The organism is Stenotrophomonas sp. GQ19 (assembly GCF_059758695.1).
In genome coordinates this window covers 871,065-890,823 of record NZ_JCAXES010000001.1, presented here as the reverse complement: position 1 = coordinate 890,823, position 19,759 = coordinate 871,065, and the positions used below count along the sequence as shown (strand labels likewise).

General features: G+C 64.3%; 13 protein-coding genes. 8 read left to right on the top strand and 5 right to left on the bottom strand.

Annotated elements, in window-relative coordinates:
* Window positions 1–43: 43 nt before the first annotated feature.
* Both AC6CHL_RS03805 and AC6CHL_RS03800 read right to left on the bottom strand, forming a co-directional pair.
* Window positions 44–2,197: a methyl-accepting chemotaxis protein gene (locus AC6CHL_RS03805; RefSeq protein ID WP_498293421.1), complete on the bottom strand. Its 2,154-nt coding sequence runs from the start codon at window positions 2,195–2,197 to the stop codon at window positions 44–46.
* 86 nt (window positions 2,198–2,283) lie between these two features.
* Window positions 2,284–4,122 (bottom strand): EAL domain-containing protein, encoded by a 1,839-nt coding sequence (locus tag AC6CHL_RS03800; protein WP_498293420.1) that lies wholly within the window; start codon window positions 4,120–4,122, stop codon window positions 2,284–2,286.
* 76 nt (window positions 4,123–4,198) lie between these two features.
* On the opposite strand from AC6CHL_RS03800, the gene AC6CHL_RS03795 reads away from it, so the two are divergent.
* A complete protein-coding gene (locus AC6CHL_RS03795) occupies window positions 4,199–4,603 on the top strand; it encodes a hypothetical protein (RefSeq protein WP_185753484.1) in 405 nt (134 codons plus the stop codon).
* Window positions 4,604–4,813: 210 nt separating this feature from the next.
* On the opposite strand, the gene AC6CHL_RS03790 is transcribed toward AC6CHL_RS03795, so the two are convergent.
* Genes AC6CHL_RS03790 through AC6CHL_RS03780 form a run of 3 tightly spaced genes read right to left on the bottom strand, consistent with a single transcriptional unit; the run spans window position 4,814 to window position 8,213 of the window.
* Window positions 4,814–4,939 (bottom strand): hypothetical protein, encoded by a 126-nt coding sequence (locus AC6CHL_RS03790; RefSeq protein ID WP_280512940.1) that lies wholly within the window; start codon window positions 4,937–4,939, stop codon window positions 4,814–4,816.
* On the bottom strand, window positions 4,936–6,066 hold the full coding sequence (locus AC6CHL_RS03785; RefSeq protein ID WP_498293419.1) for a PepSY-associated TM helix domain-containing protein: 1,131 nt from the start codon (window positions 6,064–6,066) through the stop codon (window positions 4,936–4,938). The genes AC6CHL_RS03790 and AC6CHL_RS03785 overlap by 4 nt, the downstream gene beginning before the upstream one ends.
* Before the next feature lie 8 nt (window positions 6,067–6,074).
* Window positions 6,075–8,213, bottom strand: coding sequence for a TonB-dependent siderophore receptor (locus tag AC6CHL_RS03780; RefSeq protein WP_498293418.1), 2,139 nt, complete (start codon window positions 8,211–8,213; stop codon window positions 6,075–6,077).
* A gap of 191 nt (window positions 8,214–8,404) precedes the next feature.
* Between AC6CHL_RS03780 and AC6CHL_RS03775 the strand changes: the two genes are divergently transcribed.
* The 7 genes from AC6CHL_RS03775 (at window position 8,405) to AC6CHL_RS03745 (ending at window position 19,756) form a co-directional block, all read left to right on the top strand.
* Window positions 8,405–8,707, top strand: coding sequence for a type II toxin-antitoxin system HigB family toxin (locus AC6CHL_RS03775; protein WP_038687768.1), 303 nt, complete (start codon window positions 8,405–8,407; stop codon window positions 8,705–8,707).
* Window position 8,708: 1 nt separating this feature from the next.
* Window positions 8,709–9,068 (top strand): helix-turn-helix domain-containing protein, encoded by a 360-nt coding sequence (locus tag AC6CHL_RS03770; RefSeq protein WP_038687770.1) that lies wholly within the window; start codon window positions 8,709–8,711, stop codon window positions 9,066–9,068.
* A 374-nt stretch (window positions 9,069–9,442) separates the two neighbouring features.
* A complete protein-coding gene (locus AC6CHL_RS03765) occupies window positions 9,443–9,742 on the top strand; it encodes a SymE family type I addiction module toxin (RefSeq protein WP_081797185.1) in 300 nt (99 codons plus the stop codon).
* 87 nt (window positions 9,743–9,829) lie between these two features.
* Window positions 9,830–10,069 carry a hypothetical protein gene (locus AC6CHL_RS03760; protein WP_428712567.1) on the top strand — a complete coding sequence of 80 codons (240 nt, stop codon included), beginning with the start codon at window positions 9,830–9,832 and terminating at the stop codon, window positions 10,067–10,069.
* 140 nt (window positions 10,070–10,209) lie between these two features.
* Entirely contained in the window at window positions 10,210–10,539 is a 330-nt protein-coding gene (locus AC6CHL_RS03755; protein WP_498293417.1) for a helix-turn-helix domain-containing protein, read from the top strand.
* 365 nt (window positions 10,540–10,904) lie between these two features.
* Window positions 10,905–11,621 carry a response regulator transcription factor gene (locus AC6CHL_RS03750; protein WP_137189771.1) on the top strand — a complete coding sequence of 239 codons (717 nt, stop codon included), beginning with the start codon at window positions 10,905–10,907 and terminating at the stop codon, window positions 11,619–11,621.
* 299 nt (window positions 11,622–11,920) lie between these two features.
* Window positions 11,921–19,756 carry a CLIPPER-2 domain-containing protein gene (locus AC6CHL_RS03745; protein WP_498293504.1) on the top strand — a complete coding sequence of 2,612 codons (7,836 nt, stop codon included), beginning with the start codon at window positions 11,921–11,923 and terminating at the stop codon, window positions 19,754–19,756.
* Window positions 19,757–19,759 lie beyond the last annotated feature (3 nt).

The following is a 19,759-nucleotide window of genomic DNA, read 5'->3' as shown; positions in this document are numbered from 1 at the left end:
GGCAGGTCGCCATGGTCAGTAGGCGAGGTGTTCGCTCTTCACGCTACTGGGCAGCGACAGCACGCAGGTAAGGTGCCGTAGCTCGAGGCGCTATCGCCCTATCGATCTTGAACACCGACACCGCCTCGCGAAGCCCAGACGCCTGAGTCTCCAGCTCTGTGGCCGCTGCGGCGGCTTCTTCCACCAGAGCCGCATTCTGCTGCGTGGTCTCATCCATACGGCCGATGGTCCCGTTGACCTGTTCGATGCTGGACGATTGCTCCCGCGACGCGGACGAAATCTCCTGCATGATGCTCGTGACCCGTTGAACGCTTGAAACCACTTCGTCCATTGTGGAACCTGCCGTGGTGACAAGGGTGGAGCCCTCGGCGATCCTTGCGCCGGCATCATCGATGAGGTCCTTGATCTCTTTGGCCGAACTGGCCGCCCGTTGCGCCAGGCTGCGCACTTCCGATGCCACCACCGCGAAGCCCCGGCCCTGATCGCCCGCACGTGCGGCCTCCACGGCTGCGTTCAGGGCAAGAATGTTGGTCTGGAAGGCGATGCTGTCGATGACCGAGGTGATCTCCGCGATCCGCCGGGAAGAGGATTCGATGCCGGCCATCGTGCTCACGACCTCACCCACGATCCGACCACCACGGCCGGCGACCGCCGCGGCCTCGATCGCCAGGCGATGGGCCTCGTCGGCAGAGGATGCGTTCTGTTTGACCGTGGAGGTCAGCTCCTCCATCGACGCGGCGGTTTCCTCCAGGCTTGCGGCTTGCTGCTCGGTTCGCTGTGACAGGTCCCGATTACCGTTGGACAGTTCGGTCGCTGCGCCAGTGATGGCCTCCGATGCGCTGTGGATGCGGCGGACGATATCGGCCAGATTGGTCGCGGTCTTGTTTGCATCCGCGCCCATGGTGGCGAACACGCCCCTGAAGTCTCCCTCCATGCGCGCGCCCAGGTTCCCGGAGGCCACCGTGTTGAGGAATGCGGAGAGGTCGGCGAGATTCTGCTCGGCAATGCCCATAAGGCCGTTGAGGTTCTCCACCATGGTCCTGAAGTCATACTGATAGTCGCTGGGCGTGCCACGTGCCGAGAAGTCTCCCTCGGACGCCGCCTGCGTGAGCTCACGTATGTCACGACTGATGGAGGACAGGTTGGCCTTCACCTGGTCCATGGTCTCGGTAATGATCGCCTTCTCGCCGGGAAGTCGCTCCATGTCGCCGGAGAGGTCGCCCACAGCGTAGCGGCCAATCAAACGCACCAGCTGCATCTTGATGGAAATATGCGCGGCAACGATGGCATTGGTGTCGCTGACCATGACACCAAACTCGCCCGGATAAGCCTCGGGATTCATCCGGTGGCTGATCTCGCCAAGCGCGTGCCGATGGGTCATCTCCCCCAGGTCAGAGATCACGCTTCTGACGCGCTGGCGCATCTTCTCCATGGCGAGCAGCAGTTGGCCTGCTTCGTCGCGTCGATCGGAGACCAGCGGGGTATCCAACCTGCCTTCGCTGACATCCTTTGCGGCCCGTAGGGCCATGCCCATCGGGCGGACCACGCTGCGCGTCAACGCGACGGCAATAAGGCTGCCCAGCACCAATGCCAGAAGCGTCGCGCCGATCATGAGCATCGCAAAACCACGCGTCGTTGCCGTCAGCTGCGAGGACGTGGCGGCGGTCTTTGATTCCTGCAGGTCGATGAATGCGTTGATCGATGACAGCCACGCGACGAATGCCGGCTTGGCCTGGCTGAGCATCAGCGACTTTGCCGCTTCGAAATCGCCCGCATCGCGCAGCGCGATGACACGCGAGAGCAACGGCAGCGCGTTGGCTTCATTGGTCTCGATCCGCTTCAACAGCGCGGTCTCTTTGGCATCTGTGCTTGAGGCCAGCATCGCCGACATGGGTGCTGCAGAGGCTGCGTAGTCACGCGCCAACGCGTCGATGCCCTGAATGGATTCCGTCCTACCCTGGCTGTCATCGGACAGCACCACGTCACGCAGGGCGATGGCGCGGTCATGCACGCTGCCCCTGAGATTGATGGCCATGCGCTGCTTGACGCTGTTGACCTCGTTGATCGAATGGAGGTCCCGTTCGATAAGGTTGACCCTATGGATTCCGATGACGGCGATGATGACCATCAGGCCAATGACAGCAGCGAAGCCGAGTGCCATGCGCTGGCCAATGCGCAGATTCCTTACGAATTGCATGGTGGAGTCCTAAGGCGAACGTACGAGTCAGGGAGGTGGGTGTTCGTTTCTGCAGTGCTGCATGTCAACGCATTGCCTGGAGGGTGTTACGTGTAGGTGCGACGTGCAACGCGCTGCTGGCGTGGTGCGAACTCACTTGCGATCAAACGGTGCGGCTGGATGGGGGTCACCTTTTCGCTCTGCGTCTGAGCGTGGCCCGCCGGACTGACGTGCTCGGCGACGGGCTCGAACAGCTCCGCTACCTTCAGGGCGGGCGCAGGCGCGGCTAGCAGGTAGCCCTGAATCTGATCAAAGCCCAGGCCCTTCAGGACATCGAGCTGCTCCTGGCGTTCGACACCTTCGGCAACCGTGAGGTAGCCCAGTTCATGGGCCAAGTGGTGGATGGCGGAGACCTTGGCTCTCGAACGCGGATCCGTGGCAACGTAATCGATCAGCGATTTGTCGAGCTTGATCGTGTGGACCGGAAGGTCGGACAGGTAGCTGAAGTTGCTGTAGCCACTGCCGAAGTCATCTATGGATATTCTGACCCCAGCACCTGCCATGGCGGCAATCTGTCCAACCGCAGTGGAGTTCGGGATGAGCCACTCACCCTCGGTGATCTCGAACTCGATCATCGAGAACGGGATGGCCCTGCTGGAGAGCTTCTCGGCGATGGTGTCCCACGCGCCAACGCTGGAGAGAAAGCCGCTGGAGATATTGATGGACAGGGGAATCTGCCGCCGTTGCGCCAGCCATGCCTGAAGCTGATCCAGCGCACTGTCCAGCACCCAGTCCGTCACCAGGTCCATCAATGCCGTTCGCTCGAATATCGGTATGAACTCGCGGGGGCTGATGGCGCCGAGAGTAGGGTGGGTCCAACGAATCAGCACTTCCACCGAGACCGGCTTGAGCCCCTGGGCGCCGAACCGCGGCTGGTACTCGAGATGAAAGTCGCCATCGAGAAGTCCCTGCTTCGCGTCCGACGCAAGCTGGTAGCCACGGTGAATCTGCGCGTCGCGACCTTCGGAGTACCAGAGAAATGACTGGCGGGCATCGAACGCGCCGTGGACGCTGACAAGCAGCTTGCGCAGGAGGTCGTGGCTGCTTTGATCGTCATCGACAACAGCGCAGATGCCGGCGTGGAAGCTCGGTGACATGGGAACTGCAGCCGCCATGAGCGGGCGCAGCATCTTGTCCCTCAGCTCCAGAATCAGGTATTCGAGGTGCTGGGCTGAGGGCACGTTGACCACAAACGCGAACTGGGTGACGCCCACGTGGTAGATCGTGGCAATCCCCTCCAGGGCCGCGCGCAGCCGTACGCCGGCGCGCCGGATCAGGACCTCCATGGGCTGCAGCCCGAGTACTTGCCCTACCTCCGTCGCACGCGGAAGGTCGAGGACATCTACCGCCACTGCGTAGCGTGTTCCGGATGGCGTGCGCGCGAGGATCCCGGGATAGTCGGCATGGAGCTGGTGGCGGCTGGGCAGGCCGCTGACAGGATCCAGGCGGCCGGACATGTTGCGCAGCTCCAGCTGTGCCATCACAAGGTGCGCCAGCGCCGACAATTGCTCCTGGTCGATGTGCGGGAAGTCGCGGGGCTCCCTGTCCATGATGCAGAGCGCGCCAATGACCACCCCGTTCTTTGCGATCAAGGGGGCGCCTGCATAGAAGCGAAGATGCGGCGCGTCGGTGACCAGCGGATTGTTCTGGAAGCGCGGATCGGCCATCAGATCGGAGACCACAAGCACGCCATTGGCCGTCATCGCGTGCGCGCAGATGGAGGCGCGGATGCTTGTTTCCTGCACCGGCAATCCAATCTGCGAGACGAAGCGCTGCTTCACATCCCCCAGGATGGAGACGAACGCGACAGGTACGTTGAAGGCATAGCTCGCAAGGCGCGTGATTCGGTCCAGCGACGGTACTGTGTCTACGTCAGCGACCTGCATCGCGCTGAGGGCTGCCCGTCGTTCGTCTTCTGGGGTAACTGGAGGGCACATCGGAGCTCGGTCGCAGGAAGGGGGGATGGTCAAGGGCACCCACGGGGGTTCATTCCGTGTTTCGCTCAACAGCCACCGTTGTACGAACGCAGTGGGCGTTTGGATTCAGTGCCTTGCATCTGCGCTGTCAGATGTTCAGGACGGGCGTCGGTTTTACAGCAGCCATTGCGGCGCGCGCGACGTATGGGTGACGCTGCGGGTCATGGTATTGACGCATCAGGTCAGGGGGGTGACGCAGAATGTCGCGCGGCGCGTCGGCCGGAATGGTCATCGGCGACACGTCGGCAAGGTGCTCGTTGCTTGCCAGTGGTGTTTCGCACCACTGCGCGAATGGCGGCTGCGGTCCTTACGTCTGCGTTTTGTAGCGGCAGACTTCAAGGAGCCAGGCGAGTTCACCGTCATTCTCCAGGCGACCAGGGACCAACCCTGAGGTCATTCTTCCCTGGCCAGTTCTTGCTGCCGAACGTGTCGGATTTCTGGCTAGCCGTGATGGGATTGATTCGATGCGTTGCCGCCCCGTTCGGTTGACGGCCGTGGCAGGGCCTATGCCAGCGGGTCAGCGCACCGGCAACCGACGTGGACCGAGGGCCGGCCGATGCGCGTGCTTATCCTGTCGAGCAATGGCGCTGTGTGAGCACCGCTACTTCATGGCCTCAAGCGGCACCAGCGACGCCCACACCAGCAGCAGGGCCAGCCACAGCCAGCGCCAGCGACCCATGCCGTGCCACGCCGTGCGCCAGGGGCCGGGTAGCTTTTCATGACTCATGTCTGCCGCCTTTTGGCTGCTGATCGCAGCGAATCCACTGTGCGAAGTCCGTAGAGATACACGCCGGTGACGCACAGGCCCGTCAACAGCGTGCCGGCCAGCAACCAGAGCAGTCGGATGGGCCAACCGCCGAAGCTGCCGAAGTGCAGGGGATCGGCCATTTCGGCGATGCGCTGATGGACCCCCAGCGCACGGCCGTCATGCATGCCGATCACGTGCCCGGTATGCAGGTCCACGGCGATGTTGTTCGCCCGCTCCCGCACCAGCCAGGCCTCGGCCTCCCCCAGGAACAGGATGCTCCCGCCATCGCGTGCGGGAATGGCGCCGAGGATGTGAAGGCGGGGCCATTGCTGGCGGACGGTCTGCACCGCAGCGTCCACGGCCGCCGGATCTACGGCGGCAGCGCGGTCATCGCCCTTGGCCAGTCGCATGGTCGGCGCGGCCGGTGCATCGCCGCCAAGGGATTCGATCAGGTACCACGCCCCGGTCAACCCGATCAGCAGCAGAAACCAGAGTGACCACACCCCGGCCAGGCGATGGACATCGCCCCACAGGCGGCGCGGTCGTGAGGGATCGGGCCGTTTGAAGAAACCGCGCCACCACTTCTTGTAGATGTACAGACTGCTCAACAGCGACAGCAGTAACGGGATGGACAGCGCCGCCACCAGTGGCACGCCCCAGGCCACCGGCAGCATCAGGTGACGGTGGGTGTTGCGCAGCAGCCGTTGCGTATTGAACCAGCCCGTGTCGCCGGTCACCTGCGCGGTGTAGGGGTTGATCCAGACAAAGCGTCGCTTGCCATCGGGCAGGCGCATCTGCGCGCGCGCCGCGAACAGGCGCGTGTGGCCGGCGGAGATGCCTTCCAGCTCCCAGTCCGGATGTGCCGCCTGCGCGGCATGGATGACCGGCCCCCAGCCGGCGTGCTCACCCCCATCGGCCACGCGCATGGGGGCGTGCAGCAGCCAGTCGATCTCCTGCGAGAACACCGCCAGCGTGCCGGTGAGGCAGACAAAGCCCATGAACAGGCAGAGCTTCAGGCCGAGCCAACTGTGCAGGTCGAACCACAGCCGGCGCCCACTCCCGCTGCGTGCAGGGCGGTCAGGATGCGCTGGCGTAGGCTGGCGCATGGGCGAGCTCAGAAGGCGTACGCCGCTTGCACGTACACGCGGCGTGGCTCACCCGGGAAGTGGCCGGTGCGCTCGGTGAAGCCACTGGCCGCATAGACCTTGTCGAACAGGTTCTTGACGTTGGCCTGGAACTGCCACTGCTGCCACTGCGTTTTCCAGCTCATGTCGAACACGGTGTATGGCTTGACACGTTGGCCATCCAGGCTGACGCGCTCATCCACGTAATCGGCGCCGAAGCCGATGGCCGAATTGATTGCCGGCAGGTCGTAGCGCGTCCACAGGCCGAGCTTGTTCTGCGGCGCATTGGCGAAGCGGTCGCCGGAGGCATTGGTGATGCCGTTGCTGCCGGCATCCTTCACCCGTGCATCGTTGTAGGCATAGGTCAGGTTGAGCACCCAGCGGTCGGTGACATCGGCCAGCAGATCCAGCTCCATGCCCGTACTGCGCACCAGGCCCAGGGCGGCCAGTTGGTTGACGCCGTCCACGATCTCGCCGGTGGCCTGCACGATATTGCTGCGGTCGATCCGGTACGCGGCCAGGTTCAGGGTGACGCGCTCGGCCAGCAGGGATTTCAACCCGACTTCCCATTGTTTGCTGCGCTCGGCATCGAACGGGCCGCCTGCCTCGGCGCTCTGGTTGGCCGCGCTCTGGGGCATGAAGCCGCTGGCGATGTTGGCGTAGACATTGACGCCTTCCCGCACGGTATACGTGCTGCCCAGCCGCCAGCTGATGTCGTTGCCGTCCACGCGGGTGCCGGCAATGCGGTCATCGTCCTTGAAGCCATCCCAGCGCAGTCCGGCCAGCACATGCCAGCGCGGGGTCAGGGTCAGTTCGTCCTGCAGGTAGCCGCCATAGCGCTTGCTGCGCGTGCTCGTGCTGCGCCAAGGCAGGGCGGCCAGGTTGTAGTCGCGCCACGAAGTTGCACCGTACACCGGGTTGAACAGGTCGATGCCCGGCACCGGGCCGGCACCCCGCGCCAGGTCCGCGCTGTTGGCGGTCTGCGCGGTGAAGTCGGCATCCTGCTGGAACACATCGGCGCCGAACAGCACCTTGTGCTCGATGCTGCCGGTGCTGACGCGCCACACCGCGTTGCCGTTGGCGGTGAATGCATCGTTGTCACGGATCTGGTTGCGCAGCTGGCGGGTCATCCACTCGGGCACGCCGTCGCGGTTGCGGTCGATCAGCCCCATCGGCTCGTGGTAGATCTGGTGTTCGTTGTTCTCGAACCAGCGTGCACCCACATCCACGTCCAGGTTGGTGCTCGGCGAGAAGCGGTACTGCGCCAGCGCAACCTTGGCCCGCATGTCGAGAAAGTCGGTGGCTTCGTTGTGGTTCCAGCGACGGTCGGTGAGAAAACTGCCGTTGTCGTCCACCGGCACGCCACGCAGGCGGTTGCCGCCCAGGTTCTGGGTGATGTCGGTGAACTGCAGGGTCAACTCGCCGGTGTCGCCCACGTCGAAGGCCAGCGATGCATCGCCAATCACGCTTTCGCTGTCCGCGTTCCAGCGCACGCCCTGTTCGGTGTCGCCATACAGCCCGGCGCGGTAACGCACGCTGCCCGCGGTGTTCAGCGGCCCGGTGGCCTCGATCGACGCCGCCCGGAAATCGTTGTTGCCGGCCTGCAGTTCGATACGGCGCTCGGACGTGGCCTTGGGCTTGCGCGTCACGTAGTTGATGACGCCCCCGGCATCACCGCCGCCGTACAGAGCGCCGGCCGGTCCCTTCAGGACTTCCACGCGCTCGATGTTGAACAGCTGCGGCACCGAAAAGCCGGCATAGGGGTCGCCGCGCAAGCCGTCATACAGCACGTTTTCCTGGCGGAAGCCGCGCAGGGTGACGCCGGCATAGCTGAAGAAGCTGATGCCGCTGATGCTGCGGTACAAATCGGTGATCTGGCGGGCCGCCTGGTCTTCAATCAGCTCACGCGGTACCACCTGGATGGACTGCGGCACCAGCGCCAGCGGCGTGTCCGTCCGCGTGCCCACCGTGGCGTCGTCCACCCGGTAGAGGGTTTGGGCGCGTCCGAGCACCTGCACTGCGTCGAGCTGCTGCACATCGGGGGAGGAGGGGGGAGCGGCGTGGGCCGAAAGGCAGGCGAGGGTCAGGGACAGGCCCAGGGCAGAGGGGCGAAGCGACGGGCGGGTCATCGGGGGCGGGGAGGGGTAGGTGCGAATGAGAAAGATTAACATGTGGGCGGGGGGTGTTGGCGGATGGGCCTGAGATCCGGCCTGCTTCGCACCAACCGTCCTGCCGCCTCTTGGCTGAGCTGGCGGCATAACCCGCCTTGCGCAGTGGTCGATCGTCTTGACAAGTCCCAAAATGGGACTATTATTGCGACATGAGGGTCATCGCCGTTGCCACGCTCAGGGACTATTGGGAGGCGAACCCGCCGGCCGAGCAGCCCTTGAAGGCGTGGCATGACGAGGCGAAGGCGGCCACGTGGAAGTCGCCGCAGGACATCAAGAACGCCTACCGGAATGCAAGCTTCGTTGCCAATAACCGAGTGGTGTTCAACATCAAGGGCAACGACCACCGCCTGATCGTGGCGGTCGCTTACCAAATAGGCATTGTCTACGTGAAGTTTATCGGCACGCACGCCGAATACGATCAGATAGATGCCGCAACCATAGAGGTTGACTGAGATGAACATCTCCCCCATTCGCACCCCTGCTGATTACAAGGCTGCACTGAAGTCGATCTCCAAGCTTGTGGAGGCTGACCCCGCGCCTGATAGCCCGGAAGGGGAATACCTGGACGTGATGGCCACGCTCATCCAGGCGTATGAAGCCAAGCAGTTCCCTATAGACGCGCCGGATCCGATCCAGGCCATCAAGTTCAGGATGGAGCAAGCCGGGCTTGAGCCGAAAGATCTTGCAGCATCGATTGGCAAGCCAAACCGCGTGTATGAAGTGCTCAACGGAAAGCGCGGCCTGTCCATAGAGATGATTCGCAACCTGCACAAGAACCTTGGGATCCCGGCAGAGAGTTTGATTGGTGCCTGATGCGCTAAACCCCACTTCGGCGGGGTTTTCTTCAGGTTCATCGCGGATTGGCATGGGGGCTTGTTGGACCAACGGTGCCTTCTGGACTGCCTTTGCGCCGGAGCGTGTGCATGCTCATTCTCCAGTCGGCGTAGAGGCAATGAACCAAATTTCGCGGTTCAAAAGAAACAAGCAATTTCCTATCCTCCGCATCAACGCGCATGGTGTGCATCGGAGTCTAGAAGCTCCTTGAAGAGTGTAAGTTGGACGTCCTGAGTCGGGAGGGTGGCTAATACAACACCCTTGCGGAAATACGCCCACCGAGCTTCGATCGGCTTCTAGCCTCCCGACACCCTCGCCATCCCGGCGAGGGCGATCCCTACAGGAGGTCCAACATGCACAGGTCCTGGGTGACCCGGCCCGAATTCGTCCCGCCCAAGCGCAAGCCGTACGCTCGCCCGGCCCCCACCTGCAAAGTGGGCGCGCAGCACTATCCCGCCCGCGAGGAATACGGCAGCGAGGAGGTCATTCCCTACGTGCGCCTTCGCGGCCGCTGGCTGGACAAGCTCGGCTTCGACGTAGGCGCACGCCTGAAAATTGAAACCCGCCCCGGCTGCATCACCCTTACGGTGGTGGAGCGCCCGGTGGTGGTGCCCAAGAAGATCCCCAGGAAGCTGCAGCGCACCGCCGGCTGATCGGGACGTGCTGCCAGCAGGCGGGCACAGCACGGCACTGCCGTGCGGATTGCATCCTATTTCACTATCCAGCAGTAGGAGGAACTCATGAACGAGAGTGTCTTCATGCAGGTAACGATGGACGCCGGCTTACGCGCCAGCTTCCAGCAAGCGGCCGCACGCGAGCGTCGCCCGGCGACACAGGTGCTGCAAGCGTTGATGCGGGAGTATGTGGCGCGTCATTCGGGGGCAGGGGAGGCGCTGGACGCTGCGGGCGCAGACCAGGATCTGGACGAGATGGCGCACCGGCAGCAGGGGTGGCACTGCTGTCCGTTTGGCACGGGATGAGCGCGGCACGGTCGCAAAGGTGCCGGGGGGCAGGGGATTACGAGGCAATGCGCTGGCTTATGTGACGCATCTGGCCTTGCTGTTCCGAGTACGCTGAACGTAATTTACGTTCAGCGTAGCGCTGGGTCATGCTTGTTCGCATGACCCGCACACCTACGTCCATCCGCTCTGTATTTGCCCGCCGCCTTCGCGCGTGCCGGCTCGAGCAGGGCCTGACTCAACGCGCGTTGGGGGTGCTTGTGGGATTGCCAGAAGATATTGCGGGCGTTCGCATCAACCGGTACGAGCGGGCCGTGCACAGTTGCGATATCGAGACGGCGCAGAAGATTGCGCGTGCCTTGGGCGTTTCCGTTGCCTACCTGTTTGCGGAAACGGACCAGCTTGCCGAGCTCATTGATGAGTTCGGCAAGCTGTCCGGAAAGGCGCAGGACGCATTACTTCTGGAAGTGCGGCGCAAGGCGACCAGATAGCGCGCGCCTGCTCTGCCGCACACACCTGACGCCTGCCAAATAGGCCATGGAGCACGCTGCCAGGCTGGATAGCTTGACCAACGGACTCAAGAACCTGAGGCGCCTCAGGCGGGGAGGCGTCGGCGCAGGGTGGGCTGAAGCATCACCCGCTCTGAATCACCTGTGGGGCCGAGCTGGCCAACCTTCATGGACTCGAGCGCGTTCGCCTGGACCCCATTTCCACGAGGACGAGCGCCCGGCTGACCCATTCAAGGAAGCAGGATAGTTCTATAGAGTAGGCAGAATAGCGTCGCTGGCGGGGACGCCGGTTGAGACGATGTGCGGATTGGGGTGGGCGAACTGCCCCCTATGAAACGGAGGCATCGATGGAGTCTCTCCCATCGGAACAACGCAAGCGAATCCTCGTGGTGGAAGACGACTTGGAGTTGCGCGAGCAGATCCTGGTGCCGGATCTGACCGAGATGGGTTTCGATGTGCAGGGCGCCGGCAGCGCACTGGAGATGTATCGATACCTGATGCGGTCCGAGGTAGACGCAGTCGTTCTGGACGTTGGCTTGCCAGACGAAGACGGCTTCAGCGCATTGACGCACCTTCGGCGAAGCGCCGACATCGCCGTCGTTCTGCTCACGGGGCGGTCCGGCAGCGCAGACCAGATCCGAGGGCTCGACGGTGGTGCCGATGCCTATCTCGTCAAGCCTGTCGAGACTGAAGTGCTGGCAGCGACGTTGCGAAGCGTTCTGCGTCGCCGTGGCGCGACCTCGCCCAAGCAAGCTATCCCTGCGGTTCTCAATGCCTATGGCTGGGATCTCGCCCTGGATGGCTGGCGACTTACCTCTCCCGAGCGCAAGCAGGTGCAGCTTTCCCACGCGGAGCTTTTGTTCCTCGCCGCGCTGATGCGCAAGCCGGGATCCGCCATTTCCCGGGAGGATCTGAGCCAGAGCATTGTGGCCGAGCTTCCCGAATTCGACCCGTTCCGGCTTGAGATGGTCGTGCATCGGTTGCGGCGGAAAGTGGAGGAGGGGTGCCAGCGTCCTCTGCCGGTCAGGTCCATCCGGTCGGTAGGGTATGCCTGGACACCGTAAGTGGAATTCACGGTTTATTTCGTTTTATTTCACGCGTTGAAAACAACCGTGATTGAGTGATCCCGGGCCCCTGCTTATAGTGCGCGCCTCGCAATGGGGCGCTCGGCAATCTGCCGCAGCAACGTTCTTCTACAGCTCCGACCGCTGACACCAGCGGTGCGCTTCCGTGCGCGTGCGTGATCTTCGTAAACGGCTTGTGCCGCCGCACCAACAGGGGTTCCAAGGATATGGCTCGTCAGCTCGCACGCTCTTCGCAGGGGCGTTTCCGTCGTTGCTTCGGCTCAGGACTGTGGTTGTTGGTGCTGATGGCCCTGGCGCCACTAACGGCACAAGCTCAGCTTGCCCCACGTCATAGTTTCAACGTCCGCGGCGACGTGGCCATGGTGGGCAACGCCCTGTTGACCTGCGCCACCACGGGAACCGGCTCGGCCAACTGCGCGAACCAGCGGATGAGCAACAGCACGGGTGGCAATGGCAACCGCGTGATGGAGTTCATCAACGTGGATGCTGCCGGGCTTCCCGCAAGCGTGCCGGCGAATTCGTCGGCAGCCACGTTGGCCCTGCCAGCAGGGGCGCGCGTCCGATCGGCGGGTTTGTACTGGGGGTCCCGTGCAGGCAACACCGATGTCGACCGTCGGACGATTCAGTTCCGTACGCCGGGCGGCGCCTATCGCTCGGTGACCGCCAGTGCGGCCGACTTGAACACGTTCAATGCGCAAGGCGATACGGACGCAAACCGTCCCTACACCGCCTACGCGGATGTGACCGCGTTGGTCGCCGCCTCGGGAAGCGGAACCTATTACGCCGGCGGCCTGACCGCCGTGGCAGGCAATGGTGGCGGGCTGGGAAACTACGGCGGCTGGGCGCTGATTGTGCTCTACGAGGACAGCAGCAAGCCGTTCCGCCGTTTGATGGTGTTCGACGGCGATGCGGGCTACGTTAGCGGCGGCAACGCGCAGTCGGCGTCCGTATCGGGTCTTCTGACGCCGTCGAGCGGGCCCTTTGATGCCTTCATGGGTGCATTGGTGTGGGAGGGCGACGGGGACATTACCGGCGACGCTTTCCAGCTGAGCGGCAATGGCAATGTGCTTAATCCTGGCGCGGTCAGTGATGCCCTGAGCCCTGCCAACAACTTCTGGAACAGCGGCATCACCCGGCTGGGCGAGCGCTTCACGAACAAGTCGCCCGACTACGCCAATCAGTTCGCCGTTGATCTGAAGCTCGTCGACATCTCCAACAATGCCGCCAACGCGGCTTCGTCCCGTCCGCGGCTGGCCAATAGCGCAACCGGCGCGACCCTGACGTTCACCAGCACAGGCGATGCGTATTTCCCGCACGCGTTGGTGTTTGTCACCGACCTGTTTGTGCCCGATCTGGTCAGTTCCCTGGACAAGACGGTACGCAATGTGACCCACCCGACCGGTCCCCTGCGGCGTGGCGACATTCTGGAGTACACGGTCTCATTCAAAAACAGCGGCCAGGACGGCGCGACGCGAACCACCGTTCGCGACCCGATTCCGACCCATACGGCGTTTGTGCCAGGCAGTCTGCGCGTGGTGTCCGACGATGGCCGTGGCATTGCGGGGAACAACGCGCCTGAAACCGATGGAGCGGGGGACGACGTTGCGGAATTCGACGCCGCCGGCAATCGCGTGGTGTTCCGCGTCGGCGCGGGCGCCAATGCGACCGGCGGAGGGTTGCTGACGTCGGGGCAGGGCGCAACGCTGCGCTTCCAGGTCAAGGTCAGCGACACCGCACCGGATACCGCCCAGATCGTCAACAACGCCGAGGTGACCCACAACGGGCAAACCGTCGAGGTTGCCGACGACTACGAGGGACGCGCTTCGGCCACCATCGGTCCCGTCGAGGTGCCGGCGATTGCAGCGGTGAACTTCTGCCCGGCCGATGGCGGCATGTTCGGCATTGTGAACGGGGCGGGCTTCCGACGCTTTGTTCCTGGTTCGGGCACGGACGAAACCGTGGGCGACCTGGCCATCAGCCTCCCTGGCAACCTCAATGGGCTGATGCTCGATGCAGCGCGTAACCGCCTGCTGTTCCACACCCGCACCAATGGCTCGGGCGGCGAAGTGTGGGCTTACGATGCGAACAATGGCGGCTGGTACCAGACCGGCGCGGTGATCGCGGCGGATCTGCCACGCGCGGGCATGACCCGCGACGGCGTCGGTTACATGGTGACCCCCGTCACCGGCAGGACCGCTCGCATGTATCGATTGGATCCCGCCGGGGCCTTTGGATACACCGCCGGCGCACCCACCACGCTGACGTACGACGTGGCGCCTTCGGACACCGGGTCCGGCGACATCGCCTTCGATCAGGATGGCATGGGTTGGCTGGTGGCCGGCTCTGATCTCTATCGCGTCGATGTGAATGCGGGCACGGCCACGCTGCAGCAGCGGTTCACGGGTGCACCAAGCGGTGCGTTCTATGCCGGCGCAGCGTTTGGCGCAGACGGCAAGCTCTACGTCGTGGTCAATGCAACGGGCGCTTATTACGCGATGGATCTGGCCACCGGCACCATGACGCTGGTGGGCACGTCGTCCCTGACCAGCGGAAGTGATCGCGGTCGCGACCTTGCTTCGTGCAGCTTCCCGCTGATTGCGCCGCCGCAGCTTCAGGTCAACAAGGTGCTGAGCACGGTCAACGGCCAAACGCCGGGGACCAGCGTCGCGCCAGGCGATGTTCTGGAATACGAGATCCGCATCAGCCACATCGCAGGCTCGCAGGCCGCAACGCTCTTTGCAGGGGATGTGGTTGAGGGCGTGCCGGCGAACACGACGTTCCTGCCGTCTGGTAGCGACTTCACCTGCGCTGCGGCGCTGTGTTCGAACAGCAACGCGGTCAACATCACGGCCGGTGGATCGGCGACGCTGCGCTTCCGGGTACTGGTGGCCACGACGATTCCCGGCGCGGCGACAGCGATCCGCAACGAAGTGGCGGTGCGAGGCAATACGCCGGTGGATTGTGCCGCGACGGGCAATGATTGCGAGGAGACCACCCCGCTGACGCTGACGCCCGGTCTGACGTCGACCAAAGCCCTGACCCTGGTCAACGGTGCTGCGCCCAGTGGCACGGTTGCCGTGGGTGATGTGCTGACCTACGTCGTCACAGCGACGAACACGGGCAATATGGTGCTGCCGTCTGTCGTGGTGGCCGATGCACGCATCGTGCCGGCCACGCTTACCTGCGCGGATCTGGCGCCTGCCGCCGCGTGCGTGCTGACCGGTGTTTACACGGTCACCCAGGCGGACCTGGACAGCGGCGTGGTCCGGAATACAGCCTCGATCACCACGCCGGGCACCGACGGGGTTTGCCCCGTTGGCAACAGCACCGCATCGTGCAACCCCACCCTGGACACGCCAGTGGACCCGGCGCTGCCTGCGTTGACGATCGTAAAGACCGGCAGCGTCCCGAGTACGTCTACCGTTGGTGGCACGATGACGTACAGCTTTGTCGTGACCAATACGGGCAACGTCACGTTGAACGCCGTTGCGGTTGTCGATGACAAGCTGACGGTGGCGCCCGTGTGCCCGGTGACCACGCTGGCACCGGGAGCGGCGACCACCTGCACGGGCACCTACACCCTGGTGCAGGCCGATCTGGATGGGGGCCGCGTGGTGAACCGCGCGCGTGCCGAAGGCGTGCCGCCGGCAACGCCAAGCAACCCCAACCCGCCCCGCGTGCCCAGCCCGGAAGACGAAGCGATCACGGACCTGCCGTCGGCCCCGGCCCTCACCATCGTCAAGTCCGCCGGCCTCCCCAGTGGAACCACCGTGGGCAGCACCATCGCCTACGCGTTCCTGGTCACCAACACCGGCAACGTGACACTGCGCGACATTGCGGTGGTCGATGCCAAGCTGGCAACGGCACCGGTCTGCCCGGTTACCACGCTTGCGCCCGGCGCGACGACTACCTGCACGGGCACCTACACGTTGGTGCAGGCGGATCTGGACGCGGGCAGGGTGGTGAACACGGCCCGAGCCGAAGGCACCCCGCCTTCCACGTTCAGTAATCCCACGCCACCGCGCGTGCCGAGCCCGGAGGACGAGGAAACCGTTGATCTGCCTGCGTCCCCGGCGATGAGCATCGTCAAGACCGCAGGCCAGCCGAGCGGGACGGCCGTGGGCAGCACCATCCGGTATTCGTTCCTGGTGACCAACACCGGCAATGTGACGTTGAACGACATCGTGGTGGTGGATGACAAACTCGCCGCCGCCCCCACGTGCCCGTTGACGACGTTGGTACCGGGCGCAGCCACGACCTGTTCGGGCATCTATACGCTGACCCAGGCCGACGTGGACGCAGGCCGGGTGGTCAACGCTGCGCGGGCAGAAGGCACGCCGCCGGCGACCCCGGGCAACCCCACCCCCCCGCGTGTGCCCAGCCCGGAAGATGAGGAAACAACCGACCTGCCGTCGGACCCGTCGCTGTCGATCGTGAAAACGGCCGGCTCGCCGACCGGCGCCACCGTCGGAAGCACGATCGCCTACAGCTTCCGGGTGACCAACATCGGCAATGTGACCTTGACCGAGGTCGCGGTGATCGACGCCAAGCTGAGCACGCCGCCGGCCTGCCCGGTGACCACGCTCGCCCCTGGCGCCACGGTGGTCTGCACCGGCACGTACACCCTGACGCAGGCCGATCTCGATGCAGGGCAGGTGCTCAATTCGGCGCATGCCGAAGGTACCCCGCCAGCAACCCCGGGTAACCCGACCCCTCCGCGGGTTCCGAGTCCCGAGGACGAGGTGATCACGAATCTGCCGTCCGCGCCGTCGCTCTCGATCGTGAAGACGGGCGGTACCCCTTCGGGTGGTACGGCGGGCAGCACCATCGCCTACACCTTTGTGGTGACCAACACGGGCAACGTTACCCTCGGTGACATCCGCGTTGTGGATGCGAAGTTGGCCGCTGCGCCGGTTTGCCCGGTGACCACGCTGGCCCCGGGCGCGGTGACTACGTGCACGGGCACCTACACCCTGACCCAGGGCGATCTTGACGCGGGCCGCGTGGTGAACCGCGCGCACGCCGAAGGCGTGCCGCCGGCGACCCCGGGCAACCCCAACCCGCCGCGTGTGCCCAGCACGGAAGACGAGGAGACCGTGGACCTGCCGGCGGCGCCGTCGTTGAGCATCGATAAGACGGCCGGCCCCGCCAGTGGCAACGCAGTGGGCAGCACGATCGCCTACAGCTTCCTGGTCACCAATACGGGCAACGTGACGTTGAGCGCGCTCACGGTCGTGGACAGCAAGCTGGCCACTGCACCGAGCTGTCCGGTCAACACGCTGCCGCCGGGCGCAAGCACGGTTTGCACGGGAACCTACACGCTTGACCAGGCTGATCTGGACGCGGGCGAAGTGGTCAATACCGCCCATGCTGAAGGGACGCCGCCGTCAACGCCGGGCAACCCCGGTTCGGTCCCGGTGAAGAGTCCGGAAGACACGGTGCGCACGCCGGTGGCGCAAGTGCCGGCGCTCGAATCGACCAAGCAGCTCTCCCGCAACGCCGATGAAGACGGGTCGGGCTCGGTGACGCTCAATGACACCCTCACCTACACCGTCACTGCCAGCAATGTGGGTAATACGACGCTGAAAGATGTTGTTGTGACCGACAGCAAGATCACGCCGGCAAGCATCACCTGCCTCACCCTTGCGCCGGCCGCACGCTGCGTTCTGGAAGGCACGTACCGGGTCAGCCAGGCCGATGTGGTTGCAGGCAACGTCCGCAACGTTGCGCTCATCGCCACGGCAGCGCCGGGCCTTTGCGGCACCGGGACGGATAACCCCGCGTGTGCTCCGAGCCTCGATATCCCGGTCCTGGCCTGGGAGATCGACGCAGAAGATGATCGCGACCGCACGCCGCAGAACACGCCGGTGACTACTCCTGTTCTGCAGAATGACCTGCTGGACGGCAAGGCGGCAGATCCGGCAGTGGTCCAGGTCAGTGAGCAAATGCCGCCCACCAATGGTTCGATCGTCGTCAATGACGACGGCACCATCACCTACACGCCGAACCCCGGGTTCTGGGGCGAAGACAGCTACGCGTATCAGATCTGCGAGCGGGGAAACCCGACGAACTGCACGACGGCGCGCGTGGTCATCACGATCGATCCCAATCGCGTGGAAGCGATCGACGATGCCGGTCGCACCGATCCGGGTGTTCCCTTGCAGCTGGTCGTCGTCGGCAATGACCGCAGCCACGGTGCGCCACTGGACCCGGAATCCGTTCTGGTGATGACGCCGCCGTCCAACGGCACCGTCACCTGTGCAGCAGGCATCTGCAGCTATACACCGGCGGCCGGTTTTGTAGGCACCGACACCTACGTCTACCGGGTGTGCGACACCTCCTATCCCACCGCGATGTGTGCTGAAGCAACCGTGACGGTGGAGATTGAAGGCACGGCTGCACTTCGGTTGACCAAGTCGACCACCTCGCGTGACGTCAAGACGGGCGATCTGGTCCGCTACAGTGTCACGATTGAGAACGTCGGCACCGTGGATCTGTCGGGCGGCAGTGTCCTGGACACCCCGCCGGCGGGCTTCACCTATGTCGAAGGCTCACTGCTCGCCAGCGATGGCCGATCCAGCGTTGTTGTGTCCGGCTTCAATCCGGTCCGATTCGACGGCATCGACCTGAAGATCGGCGACCAGATGACCTTGGTCTACCTGATGCGCGTGGGCGCAGGGGTCCAGCGCGGTGTGCAGATCAACCGTGCACAGGCACGCGATGGAACGGGTCAGCTGGCGTCCAACGTTGCGACCGCGGAAGTAGTGCTCGATGCCGATCCGTTGCTGGACGAGAGCCTGGTGTTCGGAACCGTGTTCGATGACCGGGACGGAGACGGCTGGCAGGACAGCGCGGCGTTGACGGGCTTGAAGGTGCAGGGCGGATTCGCGGCAGACGATTACGTGGCCGGATCGACCCTTGTGGGCCATGGAAGTGGCATGACGCCTGTGTCCGATGCCAGCGCACCGCTGTTGCGTGGCCTTTCCCTGGGCCGGTTGAGCGGGCGCCAGTCGATCGCCGATCCTGCGAACCGCCACGCGGTGGTGATCCGTCAGCGGCTGCGCAAGGGCACGTTCACCGACGACTTCGTGCTCGAAAACGACCAGGGCATGCGCGTTCATATGGCAGCCGATGGCACCACCCGCGTTGAGAAACGTGGAGATGCTGCGAAGGGGCTGACGGCCGCCGCGCCCGTGGTCGAGCGCCGCATCGTCGTCGAGGGCGACGAGATGGTGGTGGATTACATCATCCGCAACGAGGGCATCGATGAACGCGGCATTCCCGGCGTCCGTCTGGCGTCGGTGGAAGGGCTGCTGATTGAGACCGATCAGTTTGGCCGGTACCACCTCACCGGCGTGGATGGCGGGGCGTGGACTCACGGGCGGAACTTCATCCTGAAGGTTGACCCGTCCACGCTGCCTGCGGGCGCCGAGTTCACGACATCCAACCCGTTGCTGCGTCGGGTAACCCCCGGCGTGCCGGTCCGCTTCGACTTCGGGGTGCGTATGCCCGAGCCGGTTCGCAGCGAAGCGCACGTGGCCGAGGTGCAGCTGGGCGAGGTGCTCTTCGCCCCGGACAGCGCTGTAGTACAGCCGCGCTACGGCGCGGTGCTCGGGGAGATGGCCGCCCAGATCAACGCCTACAACGGCGGGGAAGTGGTGATCCGCGGCAATGGCAACCCTGCGCTGGGCTATCAACGCGCGGTTGCCGTAAGGGAGGCGCTGATGGCGGTACTACCGTCGGACGTGGCTCGACGGACGTCCATCAGTGTGCGGGGGGACCTGGGCGATGCCGCCACTCGCTCCCTGACGCTGCAAGGGCCTGACACCCTCCTTGGAACCGTGCTGTTCGATACGGACAAGACCGAGATCAAGCCGGAGTTTGAACCGCTGTTGGCGCAGGTGGCGGCGGCCGCAGCGAAGACAAAGGGGCGCCTGATCCTGACCGGCCATACGGACGTGCGGGGTTCGCACCCTTACAACACGGAACTTGGCCTTCGCCGTGCTCAGGCTGTGCAGCGCGCCATTGCTGCGTATCTGCCACGCGGAATGAGCGAAGCAGTGAAGGTAGAACACAACGAAGACCCGGCAGCCCCTGCCGAGCACGGTCGCTGAGAA